General features: G+C 68.3%; 12 protein-coding genes. 7 read left to right on the plus strand and 5 right to left on the minus strand.

Going from position 1 to position 16,395, the window contains the following annotated elements; all coding sequences use genetic code 11:
• Positions 1–109 precede the first annotated feature (109 nt).
• Positions 110–1,189 (plus strand): hypothetical protein, encoded by a 1,080-nt coding sequence (locus tag KEG38_RS51150; protein WP_272428229.1) that lies wholly within the window; start codon positions 110–112, stop codon positions 1,187–1,189.
• A gap of 341 nt (positions 1,190–1,530) precedes the next feature.
• On the opposite strand, the gene KEG38_RS51155 is transcribed toward KEG38_RS51150, so the two are convergent.
• Together KEG38_RS51155 and KEG38_RS51160 are read right to left on the minus strand one after the other, a co-directional pair.
• Entirely contained in the window at positions 1,531–2,859 is a 1,329-nt protein-coding gene (locus KEG38_RS51155; protein WP_272428230.1) for a TldD/PmbA family protein, read from the minus strand.
• Positions 2,860–2,868: 9 nt separating this feature from the next.
• The gene (locus tag KEG38_RS51160) at positions 2,869–4,461 is read right to left on the minus strand and encodes a TldD/PmbA family protein (protein ID WP_272428231.1); all 1,593 of its coding nucleotides are present in this window, start codon (positions 4,459–4,461) and stop codon (positions 2,869–2,871) included.
• 233 nt (positions 4,462–4,694) lie between these two features.
• Between KEG38_RS51160 and KEG38_RS51165 the strand changes: the two genes are divergently transcribed.
• The 3 genes from KEG38_RS51165 to KEG38_RS51175 all read left to right on the plus strand — a co-directional run bounded on the left by KEG38_RS51165 (position 4,695) and on the right by KEG38_RS51175 (position 10,529).
• Positions 4,695–7,037, plus strand: coding sequence for a DNA polymerase II (locus tag KEG38_RS51165; protein WP_272428232.1), 2,343 nt, complete (start codon positions 4,695–4,697; stop codon positions 7,035–7,037).
• Between the two features lie 46 nt (positions 7,038–7,083).
• Positions 7,084–8,055, plus strand: a complete 972-nt coding sequence (locus KEG38_RS51170; RefSeq protein WP_272428234.1) for an aldo/keto reductase — start codon at positions 7,084–7,086, stop codon at positions 8,053–8,055.
• Positions 8,056–8,450: 395 nt separating this feature from the next.
• Positions 8,451–10,529, plus strand: a complete 2,079-nt coding sequence (locus KEG38_RS51175) for a glycosyltransferase family protein (protein WP_272428235.1) — start codon at positions 8,451–8,453, stop codon at positions 10,527–10,529.
• Positions 10,530–10,541: 12 nt separating this feature from the next.
• On the opposite strand, the gene KEG38_RS51180 is transcribed toward KEG38_RS51175, so the two are convergent.
• Entirely contained in the window at positions 10,542–11,372 is an 831-nt protein-coding gene (locus tag KEG38_RS51180) for a mechanosensitive ion channel family protein (protein WP_272428236.1), read from the minus strand.
• A gap of 207 nt (positions 11,373–11,579) precedes the next feature.
• Between KEG38_RS51180 and KEG38_RS51185 the strand changes: the two genes are divergently transcribed.
• A complete protein-coding gene (locus KEG38_RS51185) occupies positions 11,580–12,140 on the plus strand; it encodes a helix-turn-helix domain-containing protein (protein ID WP_272428237.1) in 561 nt (186 codons plus the stop codon).
• A gap of 363 nt (positions 12,141–12,503) precedes the next feature.
• Here the strand turns inward: KEG38_RS51185 and KEG38_RS51190 are convergent, their stop codons facing one another.
• Together KEG38_RS51190 and KEG38_RS51195 are read right to left on the minus strand one after the other, a co-directional pair.
• Positions 12,504–13,202, minus strand: coding sequence for an OmpA family protein (locus KEG38_RS51190; RefSeq protein WP_272428238.1), 699 nt, complete (start codon positions 13,200–13,202; stop codon positions 12,504–12,506).
• Between the two features lie 46 nt (positions 13,203–13,248).
• Positions 13,249–13,821: a hypothetical protein gene (locus KEG38_RS51195; RefSeq protein ID WP_272428239.1), complete on the minus strand. Its 573-nt coding sequence runs from the start codon at positions 13,819–13,821 to the stop codon at positions 13,249–13,251.
• Positions 13,822–14,177: 356 nt separating this feature from the next.
• Here KEG38_RS51195 and KEG38_RS51200 point away from each other — a divergent pair, with 356 nt between their 5' ends.
• Together KEG38_RS51200 and KEG38_RS51205 are read left to right on the plus strand one after the other, a co-directional pair.
• The gene (locus KEG38_RS51200; protein WP_272428240.1) at positions 14,178–15,350 is read left to right on the plus strand and encodes a 6-phosphofructokinase; all 1,173 of its coding nucleotides are present in this window, start codon (positions 14,178–14,180) and stop codon (positions 15,348–15,350) included.
• Between the two features lie 14 nt (positions 15,351–15,364).
• Positions 15,365–16,222, plus strand: a complete 858-nt coding sequence (locus tag KEG38_RS51205) for an HAD family hydrolase (protein ID WP_272428241.1) — start codon at positions 15,365–15,367, stop codon at positions 16,220–16,222.
• Positions 16,223–16,395 lie beyond the last annotated feature (173 nt).

The raw sequence follows: 16,395 nt of genomic DNA on the forward strand, positions 1-16,395 counted from the left end.
CCTGCATTCGCGCCCCCCCGATGAATTGCCTGGCACCATTCCCCGGTGACGGGCGTGCCCACGCGAAAATATATTTACAAAGGACAAACTCGTTCGATAGGGTTTGCCCATGACTTTCGCGAAATCACGACACCGAGTTTTCCCTTGGCTGGCCCTCGCGGCATTGGCTGTGCCCGCGGCCGCTTTCGCCTCGGCTTGCTCCGGGACCGCCACGCAACCCGCGCCGGAGGACACCTGCACGCCGGACCTCGCATCCATTCAGGAAACGGTCTTCGCGCGGGCTTGTTCACAAGCGGGCTGCCACGCGTCCGTCGAGCCCGCGGGGTTCCTCGACCTCGTATCGCCGGGGCTCGAACAGCGGCTCGTCGGGGCGCCCTCGAAGACGTGCGAAAACAAGCTCCTTGTGACGCCGGGGAATCCGGATGCCTCGTTCCTGATCGAAAAGCTCAGGCTCGCGATGCCTGGTTGCGGCCTTCGCATGCCGCCCACGGGCGCCCTCCCGGCGGACGAGGTCGCGTGCGTCGAATCCTGGATCGCCGGGCTCCCCGAGGGCGGGGGCGGGCCCGACGCTGGACCCGACGGCGAGGCCGACAGCGGGACCGATGCGCCGTCCTGCGAGACGTGCGGCGGCGCGAATTGTGTCGATCTCGCCACGGATGCCTCACATTGTGGCATATGCGGCCATGCCTGCGGCGCCGGCGAAGTCTGCAATGCCGGCACGTGCGCCGCGACGTGTGGCATGCTCGACGTGTGCGGGGCCTCCTGCGTCGATACGCAGACCGACCCGAACAACTGCGGCGCTTGCGGCCACGCGTGCGCGACCGGGCAAACCTGCGCGGGCGGGACCTGCACGTGCGGCAGCGGGAGCGTCTCGTTCGCCAACGACGTCCAGCCCCTCTTCACCGCGAACTGCGCTTCCGCTGGCTGCCACAAGGGAGTCAACGCGCAGGAAGGACTCGATTTGAGCGCCGGAAAGGCGTATGCCGAGCTCGTCGACGTCGCCGCCTCGCAATGCAACGACGGCCGCAAGCTCGTCCTGCCCGGCGACCCCGCGCAGAGTTACCTCATCGACAAGATGATGAATGTCGAGCTCTGCTCGGGGACGAAGATGCCCAAGCTCGGGCTGCTCCCTTCGCCGCAGGTCACCACGGTGGCGAACTGGATCTGCGCCGGCGCGCCGAACAACTGAGAGGGGGTACCGCAGCGTAGCGCCGGGGTTTCACCCCGGACCCGACCAGGGGTTGTCCACCCCTGGACCCGGACCAGCGCAAGCGCTGGACCCGGGGCGACAGCGCGCGATGCGCGCTGTCGACAGGGAAAATGCTTCTGGCGAGCAGGGCAGCGCTGCTGTCTCAGCTGGCAACGCCGCTCGTGGTCTTGCCCCGGGTCCGTCCGAGAAACCGGGCATCGCGCGGTTTCTCGGCCCTCGGTCCAGGCCGTGCCTGGTCCGGGGTGAAGGGGGCGGACAGCCCCCTTCTGGGGTGCGGGGCAAAGCCCCGCGCAACCCGGTGGAACACCCTCTGAGAGGGATCAGGTCCCTGCGACCTGCAGACCGTCGAAGACGAGCGTGGGGGCGCGGCCCGAGGAGTAGAGGAAGGGATCGTTCCCGACGGCGATGAGGCGCTTCCACACGTCGACGTGGCGACCGGCGATGTTCATCTCGGCGATCGGCTCGGCGATCTTGCCGCCGCGGATCACGAAGCCCTGCACGCCGAGCGAGAAATCGCCGGTCGCGTCGTTCGAGTTCCCGCCGAGGAACGACGTGACGAGCAGGCCATCCTTCACGTCGAGCGCGAGCGCGGCTTGTGTCTTCGTGCCGAGCTTCCAGGCGAGGTTCGTCGAGCTGCCCGTGGTCGGGGCCATGCCGAGCTTCTTGCCGTAATACGTGTCGATGTAATGGTTCTTGAGGACGCCCTTCTCGAACATCGGCAATCGCCGCGCGGCCATGCCCTCGCTGTCGAACGGCCGCGTGCCGAGCCCCTTCGGCAGGAGCGGGTCGTCCGCGAAATCTAGTTTGTCGCTGCCGAACGGTTTGCCCACGAACCCTTCCAGGAACGAGCGCTTCTGCTGCAGCGCGGCGCCGCTGAGCGGGCGGAGCAAGTAACTCACGAAGCGGCCCGAGGCGCGGTTGTCGATGATCACCGGCATCACGGCCGAGGGGCCCTTCTTGGAGCCGCGCCGCGCGAGCGCCCGCTCGGTCGCGCGGCGTCCCACGGAGGCCGGGTCGGGCAGGTCCGCGTACATCCGCACATAGGCGTACTCGCCCTCCTCGGGCCGCCGCCCGTCGTCGTCCTTGATGCTCACGTCGGCCGAGATCGAGAACTCCGTGCCCGCGAAGCTCGCTTCGAGCCCGTTCGAATGCACCTGCGTCGTCTCGTTCCGCGCATGGTAGCCATTCGTGGAGACACTCAGGATCGCCTCGCTCCCCTTGACGGATCGCGCCGCCTCTTCAATGCCCTGCGCCGTGCGGCGCAGGTCGAGCGCGGTGATGCTCTCGATCCGCGGATCGGCGAGCGACAGGCCCTCCGGCGCCGCCTTCGAATAAAGCGCGGGATCCGGCAGGCTCCGGTGCGGATCTTTCGCGAGCGTGCGCGTGAGGCCGATGGCGTTCTCCAGGAACGACGCGAGGCCCTCGGGGCGCAGATCACTCGTCGAGCAGGCCGAATACCGCCCGTCGACGAAGAGCCGCACGTCGAGCCCGCGGCTCGTCGCCTCCGTGATCTTCTCCAGCTTGCCGTCGCGCCACGTGACGTCGACCTCCCGCTTCACCCGCGCGACGGCCGCGACTTCGGTCGCGCCTTTTTGTTTGGCAAGAGAAACGGCATCCCTGGCGATCTTCAGCATGGCTTCGTTCGTCATGACGCTCCCTCAGCCTTTCGCGCTCGCCTTGTCGCCCTGGCCGCCCACCGTGATCGAGGAGACGCGCACCGTGGGAAGGCCCTGCGAGACGGGCACGCTCTGCACGTCCTTGCCGCAGGTCCAGCCGCCCTCGTCGATGACGAGGTCCTTGCCGACCATGTCGATGCGCTCGAGCACCTTGGGGCCGTTGCCGATGATGTTCACGTCCTTGATCGGCCGCGTCAGCTTGCCGTCCTCGATGAGGAAGCCGTTCTTCACGTAAAACGTGAAATCGCCGGCGCCGATCTGGACCTGGCCGTTGGAAAAACTCTGGCAGTAGATGCCGCGCTTGACCGAGGACAGGATCTCGTCGTGCTCGTGCGGCCCGGGCAGCATGTACGTCGCGCGCATGCGCGGCATCGGCGGGTGTTGGTAGCTCTGCCGCCGGCCGTTGCCCGTGGGCTTCAGGCCGTAGTGCTTCGCCGAGATGGAGTCGTGCATGTACGTCGCGAGGATGCCCCGATCGACGAGCGTCGTCGTGCCCGCGGGGTTGCCCTCGTCGTCCACGTTGATCGCGCCGCGCGCGTAGGGCTGCGCCGCGTCGTCGACGATGTTCACGAAGGGCTTGGCGATGGGCTTGCCGATCTTGTCCGCGTAGATCGAGGTGCCCTTGCGATTGAAATCGGCCTCCATGCCGTGGCCGATCGCCTCGTGCAGGAGGATGCCCGACGAGCCGGCCGCGAGCACCACGGGCATCTCCCCGGCCGGCGCCGGGACCGCTTCGAAGAGCACGGTCGTCCGCGCGACCGCCTCGCGCACCACGCGACCCACGGTCTCGGCCGAATAAAAATCGAGCCCCCGCCGGCCCGCCACGTTGTAGCCGTTCGTCTCCTTGCGACCGCCTTGCTCGGCGACGCACGAGACGCCGAGGATCGTCATCGGCTGGAAATCCTCGACGAGCCGCCCCTGGCTGTCGGCGATGAGGATCGCGCCCGCCTCGTCCATGAAGGTGACGCTCACCTTCTTGATGCGGCCATCCGCCTTGAAGATCGCCGCGTTCACGCCGTCGAGGATCGGAAGCTTCTGCCCGGGCTTGATGCCGTCCCAGGGCACGTCGAGCGCGTACCTCTGCGGCAGCGCCGTCCCGACCGCGAACGCCGTGGGCACGGGCCGCGCCGGCCCGTCCGCGACCGCCGCCGCCGTCTGCGCCGCGCGTTTGATCGCCTCGCGCGTGAGCTCCTCCGTGTACGCGTAGCCCGTCTGATCGCCGCGCACCACGCGCACGCCCACGCCGAGCTCGACGCGCGTGTAGGCGCGGTTCACCTCGCCGTCTTCGAGCTGCAATCCATTGGTGACGCGGTGCTGGAAGAAGAGGTCGGCGTGATCGGCGCCGCGCGAGAGCGCCTCCGCGAGCGCGTCGCGGATCATCCCCTCGTCCACGCCGAACCGGCTGAAATACGAGACCCGCGGCGCGTCGGCCGAGGGCACGGCCGCGGCCATGGTGGGCTTTTCGAGCGCCTGCCCCGCGCAGCCGAGCAAGAACCCGCTTGCCGAGGCCGCCGCGATGCTCGACGCTCCCATCTCGATGAATTGCCTCCGGTTCAGGCGAAGATCGTGGCCCATCGTTTGAGCTCCAGGTGAAAGTACGGTCACGACGATACACCCACGTCCACACGCGAGCACGCGGATTCAACAGGTGAGCCGCGTTTCGACGTCTCCGTCCGGGTGGTTCGTCCGGGAACTTCGATCCATAACGTCATGCCGCAGCGCGGCACGGCCTGCCGCTTGCAACCAATGCCGTGCCGTGGTCTACAGCGTCGTACCATCGAACGGGTAGACGCTCCGGGACGACGCGTGTGAACGCCGAACGCGGATTCATCCTGACTCCGACCTACCGGATCCACGACGATCGGACCGAGGTGCATTTGTACGCCGTCCTCGCGTGCGGCGAGCCCGCGCTCCTCGTGCACGATCAGCATCGGCCGTATCTGTTCGTCCGCGTGGAGGACGCGACCGTGGCGCGCCGCGTCGCGAGCGAGCGCCTGTCCGAAACGCCCCTCGTCTCGTTCGCCGGAGATCCCGTCTTGCGAATCGAGGCCCCGAACCCCGAGCGTCTCGCCGCGCTTCGATCGTCCCTCGTCGCGAGCGGCGTGATCCCGCTCGAAGCGGACGTGCGTTTCGTGCAGCGTTTCCTCGTGGATCACGGCATCCGCGGCGCCTTCTCCGTCGAGGGCCCTTTCGAGCGCCGCCGCGGCGTCGGGCGCGTCTACGTGAACCCGCACATCGAGCCGGCCTCGTTCGTCCCGCGCCTCTCCGTGCTCTCGTTCGACATCGAGACGAGCCTCGACGGCGCCCACCTCTTCTCCATCGCCGCCGCGGGGCAAGGCGGCGAGCGCGTCTTTCTGATGCAAGGCGGCGCTGCGACGAACTTGCCCGCCTCGGTAGACGTTTTCCCCGACGAACGTTCCCTCCTCGCCGCTTTCTTCGAGCACGTACAAAAAGCCGACCCCGACGTGCTCACCGGCTGGAGCCTGCCCGATTTCGACCTCCCGCAGCTCGTCGCGTTCGCCCGCCGCGCGCGCCTCCCGTGCTCGCTCGGCCGCGCCTCGGGCAACCCCACGATCCGCCGTGATCCCGGCTTCACCCGCGAGGCGCGCGCGTTCGTCCCCGGCCGCGTCGTGCTCGACGGGCTCGCGCTCGTGCGTGGCGCGTTCGTGCGGCTCGACGACTATCGCCTGGAGACCGCGGCGCGCGCCATCCTCGGCCGCGGAAAACTGTTTGGCCCCGAGGGACGCGCCGACGCCATCGAGACCGCCTTCCGCGACGACCCCGCCGCGCTCGCCGCGTACAACCTCGAAGACGCTCGGCTGGTCCTCGAGATCGTGCAGAAGCTCGGCCTCGTCGAGCTCGCCGTCGAGCGCAGCCTGCTCACGGGCATGCCGCCGGATCGCGTCGGATCGCAGATCGCCGCCGTGGATTCGCTCTACCTCGGCGAGCTCCGGGGCCGCGGCCGTGTCGCGCCTTCGGTCGTCCGCGATGACGACCTCGAAGCGACCCCGCTCGCGGGTGGCCTCGTCCTCGATGGAAAACCCGGGTTTTTCCGGAACGTCCTCGTCTACGATTTCAAGAGCCTCTATCCGAGCATCATCCGCACCTTCAACATCGACCCCTTCACCTTCGCAGGCGAGGGCAAACCCGGGGATGCGAGCGTCGTCCACGTCCCCGGCGGTGCGACGTTCCGGCGGGACGAGCGCGGCATCCTGCCCGATCTCGTGGCGCGGCTCGGCCACGAGCGGCAGGAGGCGCGGCGGAGCGGCGACGAGCGACGCGCGCAGGCCATCAAGATCCTCATGAACTCGCTCTACGGCGTCCTCGGCTCGCCCGCGTCGCGCCTCTTTTCGCCGCCCGTGGCGAGCGCGATCCCGCTCGCTGGGCAATGGGTCATCCGCGTCGCGGCCCGCGCCGCCGGCTCGCTCCCCGGCCATCGCGTGCTTTATGGCGACACCGACTCGCTCTTCGTCGACGTGGGCGAGCCCGATCCCGAGAAAGCCGCGGCGTACGCGCACGTGCTCCGCGAGCACATCGCCGGCGAGGTCGATCGCGCGATCGGCCACGCGTTTTCTGTCGAGAGCCACCTCGATCTCGCCTTCGCGAAGATGTACGCGCGGTTTTTCCTGCCCGAGATGCGCGGCCGCGCCGAGGGCAGCAAGAAGCGGTACGCGGGGCTCGTGTATCGACCGAGCGGCGACGGCGAGGTCGAGATCGTCGGCCTCGAAGCCGTCCGGCGCGATACGAGCGCGATCGCGCGCAGGTTCCAGCGCGAGCTTCTGGATCGCGTCTTTCACGATCGCCCCGTCGAGCCATTTGTTCTCGCGTTCGTCGAGGACCTCCGGGCGGGCCGCTTCGACGCGGAGCTCGTCTACCGCAAGGCGTTACGCAAGCCGCTCGACGCGTACACGAAGACCACGCCGCCGCACGTGAAGGCGGCGCGCAGGCTCGGCGGGGACGCGGGCCGCGTCGTCTCGTACGTGGTCACGAAAAACGGCCCCGAGCCCACGCGCGCGCGTTCGTCCCCATTGGACCACGAGCATTACGTCGAGCATCAGATCAAGCCGATCGCCGACGCGGTGCTGCGTCTCTCGGGCGGGCGCGATTTCGACGACGTCACGGGCGCGCGGCGCCAGCTCTCGCTCTTCTGACGTGCCCCGGTGACAGACCCACGCGCGGGGAGTATCGTCCCGCGCCATGCAATACACCCGACTCGGCCGCACGGCCCTCAAGGTCAGCCGACTTTGCCTCGGCACGATGAACTTCGGCCCCCAGACGAGCGAAGAGGACTCGTTCCGCATCATGGACCGCGCCCTCGAGCTCGGGATCAACTTCTTCGATACGGCCAACGTGTACGGCTGGAAGAAGGGCGAGGGCTGGACGGAGCAGATCGTTGGCCGCTGGTTCGCCCAGGGAGGCGGGCGCCGCGAGAAGACCGTGATCGCGACGAAGGTCTACGGCGGCATGGGCGACTGGCCGAATACCTCGCGTCTCTCGGCGCTGCACATCCGGCAGGCGTGCGAGGAGTCGCTCCGGCGACTGCAGACCGATCACATCGACATCTACCAGATGCACCACGTCGATCGCGATGCGCCGTGGGACGAGATCTGGCAAGCGATGGAGGTCCTCGTCCAGCAGGGCAAGGTGATCTACGTGGGCTCGTCGAATTTCGCCGGCTGGCACATCGCGCAGGCGAACGAGGCCGCGAAATCGCGCCATTTCCTGGGGCTCGTCTCGGAGCAGAGCCTCTACAACTTGATCGACCGCACGATCGAGCTCGAAGTGATCCCTGCCTGTGAGCACTACGGGCTCGGCCTCATCCCGTGGAGCCCGCTCAAGGGCGGCATCCTCGGCGGCGCCCTCAAGAAAGAAAAAGAAGGGCGGCTCGCCACCGATTTCGCGCAGAAGAACCTCGCCAAATACCGCGAAAAACTCGAGCAGTTCGAGGCGCTCGCGGAAGGTCTCGGCAAGCCCGCCGCCGACGTCGGGCTCGCGTGGCTCCTCGCGCAGCCCGTCGTGACCGCGCCGATCATTGGACCACGTACGATCGAGCAGCTCGACGGCACCGTGCGCGCGCTCGATCTGAAGCTCGACCCGGCGACCCTGAAGAAGCTCGACGAGATCTTCCCCGGCCCCGGGGGCGCCGCGCCCGAAGCGTATGCGTGGTGAGTGACGGCATCTCGTCTCTTCCTGGGGCCGCCGCGCCGGGGCGCCGCCCCGGACCCCGCGGGGGCTGTTCGCCCCTCGACCCGAACCAGCGCAAGCGCTGGACTCGGGTTGGAAGAACCGCGCGATGCGCGGTTCTTCCACGAGCCGGTGGCAAGACCAGGGACGGCGTTGCCCATCGAAATGGCAGCGCGGCTGTCTCGATGGGCAGCGTCGCTCGCCGGTCTTGCCTCGGCCTGTTCGATGAACTGCGCATCGCGCAGTTCATCGACCCTGGGTCCAGCGCTTGCGCTGGTCCGGGCCCCGGGGCGGATAGCCCCGGGTGGGGCCTGGGGCAACGCCCCAGCGCAGCGCCTCCCAGATGAGACCCATGGTCAGCGATCGAGTACGCTCGGCCCGTGACGTTTCGCCGGGCTGCCCTGTCCTTCCTGCTGTTCGTCCTTGCGCTCGTTTCCTGGGCGCCGCGCGCCCTCGCGCATCCGTACATGCTGCCGGGCGGGCGCGAGAAGGACGTGCTCGCGCTCTTCGCCCCCTTCATGCTCGGCAAGGAGGTCGCCGCGGGGTTCGCGCTCTGGAACGTCTCCATCGAGCCGCAACGGATCGTCGTCGGCCTGCGTGAGCCGAAGGGGCGCGAGGTCCGCGTCACCCTGGTTCACCCCGAAGACGAGGCCACGCGCCCCACGTCCCCGCGCTCGTCGAGCTTCGTGGCCGTGCAGGATCCCACGGAGGATCCCGCGGCCGAAAAGGCGGTCGCGACGCTGATCGAAGCTCTCGCGCGAAACGATCGAGGAGGCTTGTGGATCGAGCCGCCGCGCCCGAAGCCCACGTCGATCGTGCCCGGCGTGACCACGAGCTCGCCGCGCGTGGCGGCGTATTCTGCGGGGCAATGGGGGGATCTCGATGGGATCGTCGCGCTCTTCGGGTTCGTCGTGCTCGCCACGATCCTCGCCGCGCGGCTCACGCGAGACGAGCCTGCGTGGATCCGCGGGGCGCTCGTCGCGATCGTCCTCGCCGGCGCGGCCACGCGGTTCTGGCTCTCGCCGATTTCGTTCCTCGGCGCCTGGCCCTGGACGCGCCTCTGGCCGAACGTGCGCGCCGTCGCCGATGGCCCCGTGCTCGAAGCGATCGCCGCGCGCGCGGGCGGCCCGTTTTACCTGACCGACGTCATCGCGTGGACGAACTTCGGTTACGCGGCCGCGATGCCGCTCGTGCTCTTCGGGCACGCGACGTATCTCCTCCGCGATCCACGCGCCGGCCTCTTCGCCGCGTTCGCCGTCGCCTTCTTGCCGCAGCACATTCGTTTCTCGCGCTGCGAGGACGCGTTCGTCCCCTCGCTCGTGATCACCTCCCTCTCGTTCGCGCTGATCCACGCGTGGCTGCGGGATCCCTCGCGTGTCTTCCGCATCGTCGCGATTGCCTGCCTGCCGGCCGCGCTTTACACGGGGTATCTGCTCCGGCCGCTGAACATCCTGTTCATCGTCGTCTACATGGCCGCCGTCGTCTCGCTCCACCCGGAGACGGCGCCTCCGGTGCGTCGCGTGCTCGGCCTGCTCGTCGTCGCCGGAATGGGCATGCTCGTGTTTCCGGTGTTTCTCTCGACGAACGAGGCGGCCGTGAAGACAGCCCTCTTTTCCCCGGGCTGGCTGTTCGACACGGGGCGCGCGTTTCTCGTGCCGAAGCTCTTCGTGCTCACCGATCCCGCCGTGACGCCGCCCGTGCTCGTGGTGCTGGCGGTGGCCGGCGCGATCCTCGGGTATCGCGCGGGGGAACGCAGGCTCGTCGTGTTTCTCCTCGGCTGGATCGCGATCTTCACGATCGCGCACGCCTTCGTCATGGAGGAGACGATGCGCCCGCGGTATCACCTGCACCTCGTCGTGCCCTTCCTCTTCCTCGGCGCGATCGCGGTGTCGTGGCTCTGGCAGCGGAGGCGCATGGGTGTCTACGTCGCGTGCGGGGCGCTTCTCGTGGCGCCCTTGCTGCATCGGGGGTGGATCCAGGACATCGGGTATACCGAGATGCGCGAGCACGCATTCGTGCAGAAAGCCCGCGAGATCGTGCCCGAGGGCTGCACCGTGATCGAGTACGCCGGCGCGGATGCCCAGGCGAAAGAGCTTCGCTTCGCCCGGATCGGCGCGCGCGCGCGGCGTGATCGCGGCAGCGATCGTTATCGTGTCGTCCCCGCGTTCGCCCCGGGGGTGAGCCCCGAGGTGAAGATCGAAAAGCCGCTCGAAGAGCTGCTCCGTGACCCGCCGGCCTGCCTGTACCTCTACGAGGGCTTGCCGTGTTGGTCCCAGAAAAACGCGGACGAGGCGTACGCGGGGATGTGCAGCGAGCTTCGGCAAACGCTCGACGCGGAGGTCGTGATGCAGGGGGAGGTGCCGCTCGTGATGTACGACCGGCAAAACACGCCGCCCGGTCGCCGCGATGGGCCGAACGTCACATTCTGGTTGTCGCGGGCGCGCGTGGGGGCGAGATAAACGAAGCGGAAATCAGGCGGCGGCCGCCTTCTTGTGCTCGGTGATGACGATCGGGTTCGCCGGGGCCGGGAAGCCGAGCTTGCCGATCTCCTCGTTGATGATCTGGATCGCCGCGGAATACACGGCCCCGTAATGACTCTGGTGGGCGAAGGGCCGCACGACGATCACAGGGCCGGCGAGCGTGAAGGTTTGCAGCTCGACGACCGGCGTCGGCGTCTTCGCGATGTTCGGGATCGTCGCGATCTTCTCCTTGAGCACCGCGATGGCCTTGTTCACGTCGGCCTGGCCCGAGAGCTGCACGGTGAGATCCACGCGGCGGTAGGAGTTCTCGGAGAAGTTCTTGATCGTGTCGCCGAAGATCTTGCCGTTGCCCACGAAGGTCCGGACGTTGTCGGGCGTGTCGATCGTCGTGACGAAGAGGCCAATCGAGTGCACCGTGCCCTCGACGCCGCCCGCGATGACGTCATCGCCGACCTTGAAGGGCCGGAGCACGATCATGAAGACACCCGCCGCGAGGTTCGCGAGCAAGCCCGACCACGCGACGCCAATCGCCACGCCCGCCGCCGCGAGCAGGCCCGCGAACGTCGTCGTCTCGATGCCGAAGATGCTGAGCACCGAGAGGAGGAGCAGGATGTTGAGCAAGACGCCCGCGACCGAGCTCAGATACTTGCTGACCGTGTCGTCGATCTTCCGCGCCCGGAGGTTGCGATCGAGAATGCCGCGCACCGCGCGAATCACGAGGCGGCCGACGATCCAGAGGACGATTGCCCCAAGGATCTTCAATCCCACGTTCATGCCGAGCTGCACGGCCACGTCGATGTATTTTTGAATCGTCTCGTTCATGATGATGTTCCCCGCCAGCAATCCCTGTGCCGGGAACGTATCCGGGACGATCTTCCGTTACAAGGGCTCGATCGGGATGCGCGAGGGGTCTCGATCCGAGGAGGCAAGGCATCACGTCGCGGCCCGAGGTGAGGAGACCTGTCCTCAGCGTGCGCCGAGTCGTTGGAGCTTGCGCCAAGGGGTTGGAATCTGCTCTGCTTCGGGCCCATGGATGGGGATCGGGATCTCGCGGGCCGGCTCGCCAAGAACGTCAAGCAGCTCCGGGAGGCGCGGGGGCTCACGCAACAGCAGATGGCCAAGCTCGGCGGGGTGCCGCGCGCGACATGGGCGCACCTCGAGTCCGGCGAGGCGAACCCAACACTCGCGGTGCTGAACCGCGCCGCATCCGCGCTCCAGGTGTCAATCGAGGAGCTCTTGAGCGCCCCACGGAGCGTCGCGCGTCACTATGCCCGCGAGACCTTGCCCGTGCGCACGCCGGGGCAAGCCCTGGTGCGGAAGCTCCTGCCGGACGCCATTCCCGGGATGGAGATCGATCGCATCGAAGTCGCCCCGTCCGGCCGAATGACGGGCGTCCCGCACACGCCGGGGACGCGTGAATACCTCACGGTCGAGGCAGGCGAGATCCAGCTCTGGGTCGCAGGCGAGAAGTTCCAGGTCGCCGAAGGCGACGTCGTGGTCTTCCGCGGCGATCAGCGGCACTCGTACCACAACCCAGGCCGCATCCCGGCCGTCGGGTACTCCGTCGTGGTGCTGGCGCGGGGGGATTGACGCTCGGTTGTCCTGCCAGACGTATCCTCTGGGAGCCGTGTCGCTGGGGCGTTGCCCCAGGCCCCACCGGGGCTATCCGCCCCTGGACCCGGACCAGCGCAAGCGCTGGACCCGGGGTCGATGCACTGCGCAACGCGCAGTTCATCGAACAGGCCGAGTCAAGACTGGCGAGCGACGCTGCCAATCGAGACAGCCGCGCTGCCATTTCAACTGGCAACGTTGTCCCTGGTCTTGCCACCGGCCCGTTGGAAGAACTGCGCACCGCGCAGTTCTTCCACCACGAGTCCAGCGCTTGCGCTGGTTCGGGTCGAGGGGCGAACAGCCCCCGCGGGGTCCGGGGCAGCGCCCCGGCGCGGCGGCGATCTACTGGCAGGTATCCCCGGCGACGCGTCCGCCGCCGTCGACCGGCATGTTCATGACGGGCCGGCCTTTGATCGCGGCCACGACGAATTCCATGCGCCGGTTTTGCTTGCGCCCCTCCTCGGTGCGGTTGTCGGCGATGGGCTTTACCTCGCCGAAGCCCACGGCGATGAGCCGTTTGCAATCGACGCCGCGCGACACGAGCGCCCGGGCGAGGGAGAGTGCGCGGCGGCTCGAGAGCTCGAGGTTCATGGCCGAGCTTCCGAGGCTGTCGGAATGGCCTTCGATGCGGAGGAGCGTGAGGTCGGGTTTGGCTTGGAGGAATGCGGTCACGAAATCGAGGGCTGGCCCGCTCGTGGGCTTGAGGCTGTCTTTGCCCGTGTCGAATTCGATGGGCTCCTTGACGACGAGCCGGCCGCCTTCGAGCGCGAACGAGCCGGGGCTCGTGGGCCCGGCGAGCCATGGCGAGGTTGCGGGGTTTTCTGCGGGATTGCTCGGCGCGGGCGGCGGCTCCGGTTTGGGCTCGGGGTCGGGCGCGGGCGGATCCTCGGCCGCGAACGCCGCGGAGGGCGCAGGCGGCGGCGCCTTCGGGGTGTCCGTGAGGACCACGGGCGGCGGCTCGGGCGACGGGTTCGTCGCGCCGCACCCGGGTCCGAGCGCGGTGAGGACGAGGGGCAGGGCGAGAAAACGAGGCGAGCGCACGAAGGGAACGATGCGCTTTGGAGGGTGGGACGGGGAAGGAAAATCGTCAGCGGGTGAGGTTCACGGTGTATGTGCCGTATTCGGACGTCGCGGTCCCGGTGATCTTCGTCGTCCCCGGCTTGCGCTCGATCTTCATCGGGTCGGCCATCGTGGGCTGAAGCTCGCCGCTGAGCGTGAGGTCCAGCGTCACGCTTCCTTCGAGAGCGCCCGACATGGTGAACGAGCCCTTGAGCGTGCCGTTGAGCGTGCCATCGGGAATGCCGGCAAGCTTCAGGTCGAGGACCGGCGCCGTGCCCGAGGTGTTATACGTGACCTCGCCGTCGTCGGAGTAATCCTTCAAGGCCTCGTTCAGGGTCATGGTCTTGTTGGGCGAGTCGCCTTGATCCACCTTGCCGCTGATGGTGATGGTGCCCGTCCTGTCACCATTGGCCATCTGCGGGTCGATGTTCGCGCTCGACGCGGCGTTGAAGCCCTGGAAGCCGAGCTGCATGGCCTTGTCGATCGATTTGTCGAGGCTTTCGTAGGCGCGGCGCGCGTCCTCCTCGGAGGCCACGTCGTCGCCACAGCCGGCGAGCCCGAGGACGAGGGCGAAAAGCGGCAAGAACATGCGTCGTTTCAAGGTCGTCACCTCCAGGGGCAGAATACACGCCCCGCCTCGAAAACGTGTATAATCTTTTCAAATTCGGGCGATAACTTCATTGACCAGGATCGCTTGCCGTCCTCGACGCATCGGTATCAAGACCTTGCCAGCTGAAACAGCAGCGCTGCCTTGCCTGCTAGGAACCTTCTCCCTGTCGACAGCGCGCATCGCGCGCTGTCGCCCCGCGTCCAGGGCTTGCCCTGGTCCGGGTGCAGGGGCGGATAGCCCCTGCTCGGGTCCGGGGTGAAACCCCGGCGCTACGCCGCGGGAACCCCCGGCTCGTCCGTGCCGGTCGATCTTCCAACACACACCCCGTTCGTGGTACGCGCCTCCGCATGACGAACCTCGTGGAGTTCGGGACGCCTGCTGCGATGCCGCCGTCGGAGCGGCGCCTGCTCCTCGTGTTTGATGGCGGCAACGCGCCGGGGTACGCGTCGGTCGCTGTCGCGCTCACGGAGGAGGCTTCGCGGCGTGGCTACGAAGTCTGGGCTGCGACCGAGGGCTTCCGCTCGCTCACGCACGACGCGACGAGCGAGCCTCGCTTCGAGCGGCTCATCGTGAGCCGTCGGGAACGTTACGCTCTGCTTGCCAAGGGCATCCCTGCGCGCAGCATGGGCCGCCGCGTCCTCGACGCGGGCAGCGACTTCCGCAGCGAGCGCTACCTCGGCTTCCACGACGGGCAAAACCGCCGCGCGGCTGCGGACACCCTACGAACGCAGGGGTTTTCCCACCTCGTCGGCGTGGGCGGCAATGGCACGTTCGAGGGCCTGCGCGCGCTGCTCGGCGAGATGAACCCGCGCCTGCCCACGGGGTTCATGAACGTCTCGATCGACAACGACCTCGCTGGGGATCGGGCGATCGGCTTCCTCACGGGCGTCGAGGCGGGCGCGACGATCGCGCGCGGGCTCTACGAGGACGCCTACACGCACAAGCGGATCTACCTGCTCGAGATGATGGGCAACCGGAGCGGCCGGCATGCGCTGCACTGCGGCGTGGCGGCGCGCGCGCACCTCATCGTGCTGCCGTTCTTCCAGTTCCCGGATGCCGTGCTGCGCGAGACCGCGGCGGCGCTGTCGCGGGCCGACTACGCGCTCGTCGTGGTGGCCGAGGGCTACGAGCGCGAGCGGCGGGCGCGGGAGATGCCTGGCGCGAGCGCGAGCGAGTTCTTGCGACGGCAGCTCGAGGCGGCGGGGCTCGCCGATTCGGCGCAGAAGCGCGTGATCGCCGAGCCGTTCAGCCGGTATTTGCGCGGCGTGCGGCCTGCGTTCCTCGAGATCTCGGCGGCCTACGTCAAGGCGTCGCTCCTCTTCGATGCGTTCGAGGAGGGCCGGACGGAGGTCATGCCCTTCGTGCTCGCGTCGAACGACGTCGGCGTGCGCCCGTTCCACCTCGTCGCGCGGGAAGACCGCGTGGAGCGAGCGTTCCTGCCGCTGCTCGCGCGGCTCCAGATCCCCGGCTTCTCCACGTGGATCCGGGACAATTTCACGAGCGAGAAGACCAGTCTCTGAGCAGAGGTAGCGTCGTGACAACGAAATGCATCATCCTCGATTTCGACGGCACGTTCACCGACGTCGAGCGAGAAGCCGCCCCGTTCGTGGACGTGTACCGGGATGCGGTCTTTGATCTCCTCGGTCGAGAGGACGTTGCTGTCTGGGAAGAACGCGCCGCCGAGATCGCGCGAAATCCCGGCCGTTACGGCTGGGTCCACGACGGGCGTATCGTCGCGCCCGCCGGGGCCGATCCGTACATCCGCTCGACCACCATCGCGCAGCTCCTCTTCGAGAAGCACGGCGTGCTGCGCGGCGAAGCGACCCGCGCGGCCGTGTTGACGGTCCTGTATCACCTCGCCTACGAGCACACGTTGACCGCGTTTCGGCCGCGCGCGAAGGAGGTCCTCGAGGCGCTCGCGGCGTCGGGTCTGCCGACGTTCGTCGTGACGAATGCGCGCACGGAGGCGGCGCTGAAGAAGCTCCGGACGCTCGCGCCCGAAGGGCTCTCGAAGATCGAGGTGCACGGCGACGCGCGCAAATACGTGGTGGCCGAGCCCGAGACCGAGGACGCGCGGTTCTCCACCGTGCCCGCGGAGATTCGCTTGCCGGGCCTCGAACGGCCCGTGTATCCGCGGCGCGGCCGTTACTGGGAGACGATCGCGCGTATCCTGCAAAAGACGCGGGTTGCGCCCGAGGAGGTGCTCGTCTGCGGCGACATCTACGAGCTCGACCTCGCGCTTCCGCTCGCGCTCGGCATGCAGGTGCACATGGTCACGGGCCCGCGCGCGCCCGCGGCGCACGAGGTCGCGCTGTTCGAATCGCTCGGCGCGCGCGCGAGCCACGGCGACGATCTCGGACAGATCCTCGCGCGGGTCGGGCTCTCCGGTTGACGCGCGGGCGAAGACCCAGATTGGGGACGCCGCGCCGGGGCGCTGCCCCGGGCCCCGCGGGGGCTATCCGCCCCTCGACCCGGACCAGGGCAAGCCCTGGACTCGGGTTGGAAGAACTGCGCGCTGCGCAGTTCTTCCACGGGCCGGTGGCAAGACCAGGGACAACGTTGCCA

It is taken from the genome of Polyangium jinanense (genome assembly GCF_028435265.1).
In the GTDB taxonomy this organism is placed as follows: Bacteria; Myxococcota_A; Polyangia; order Polyangiales; family Polyangiaceae; genus Polyangium; species Polyangium jinanense.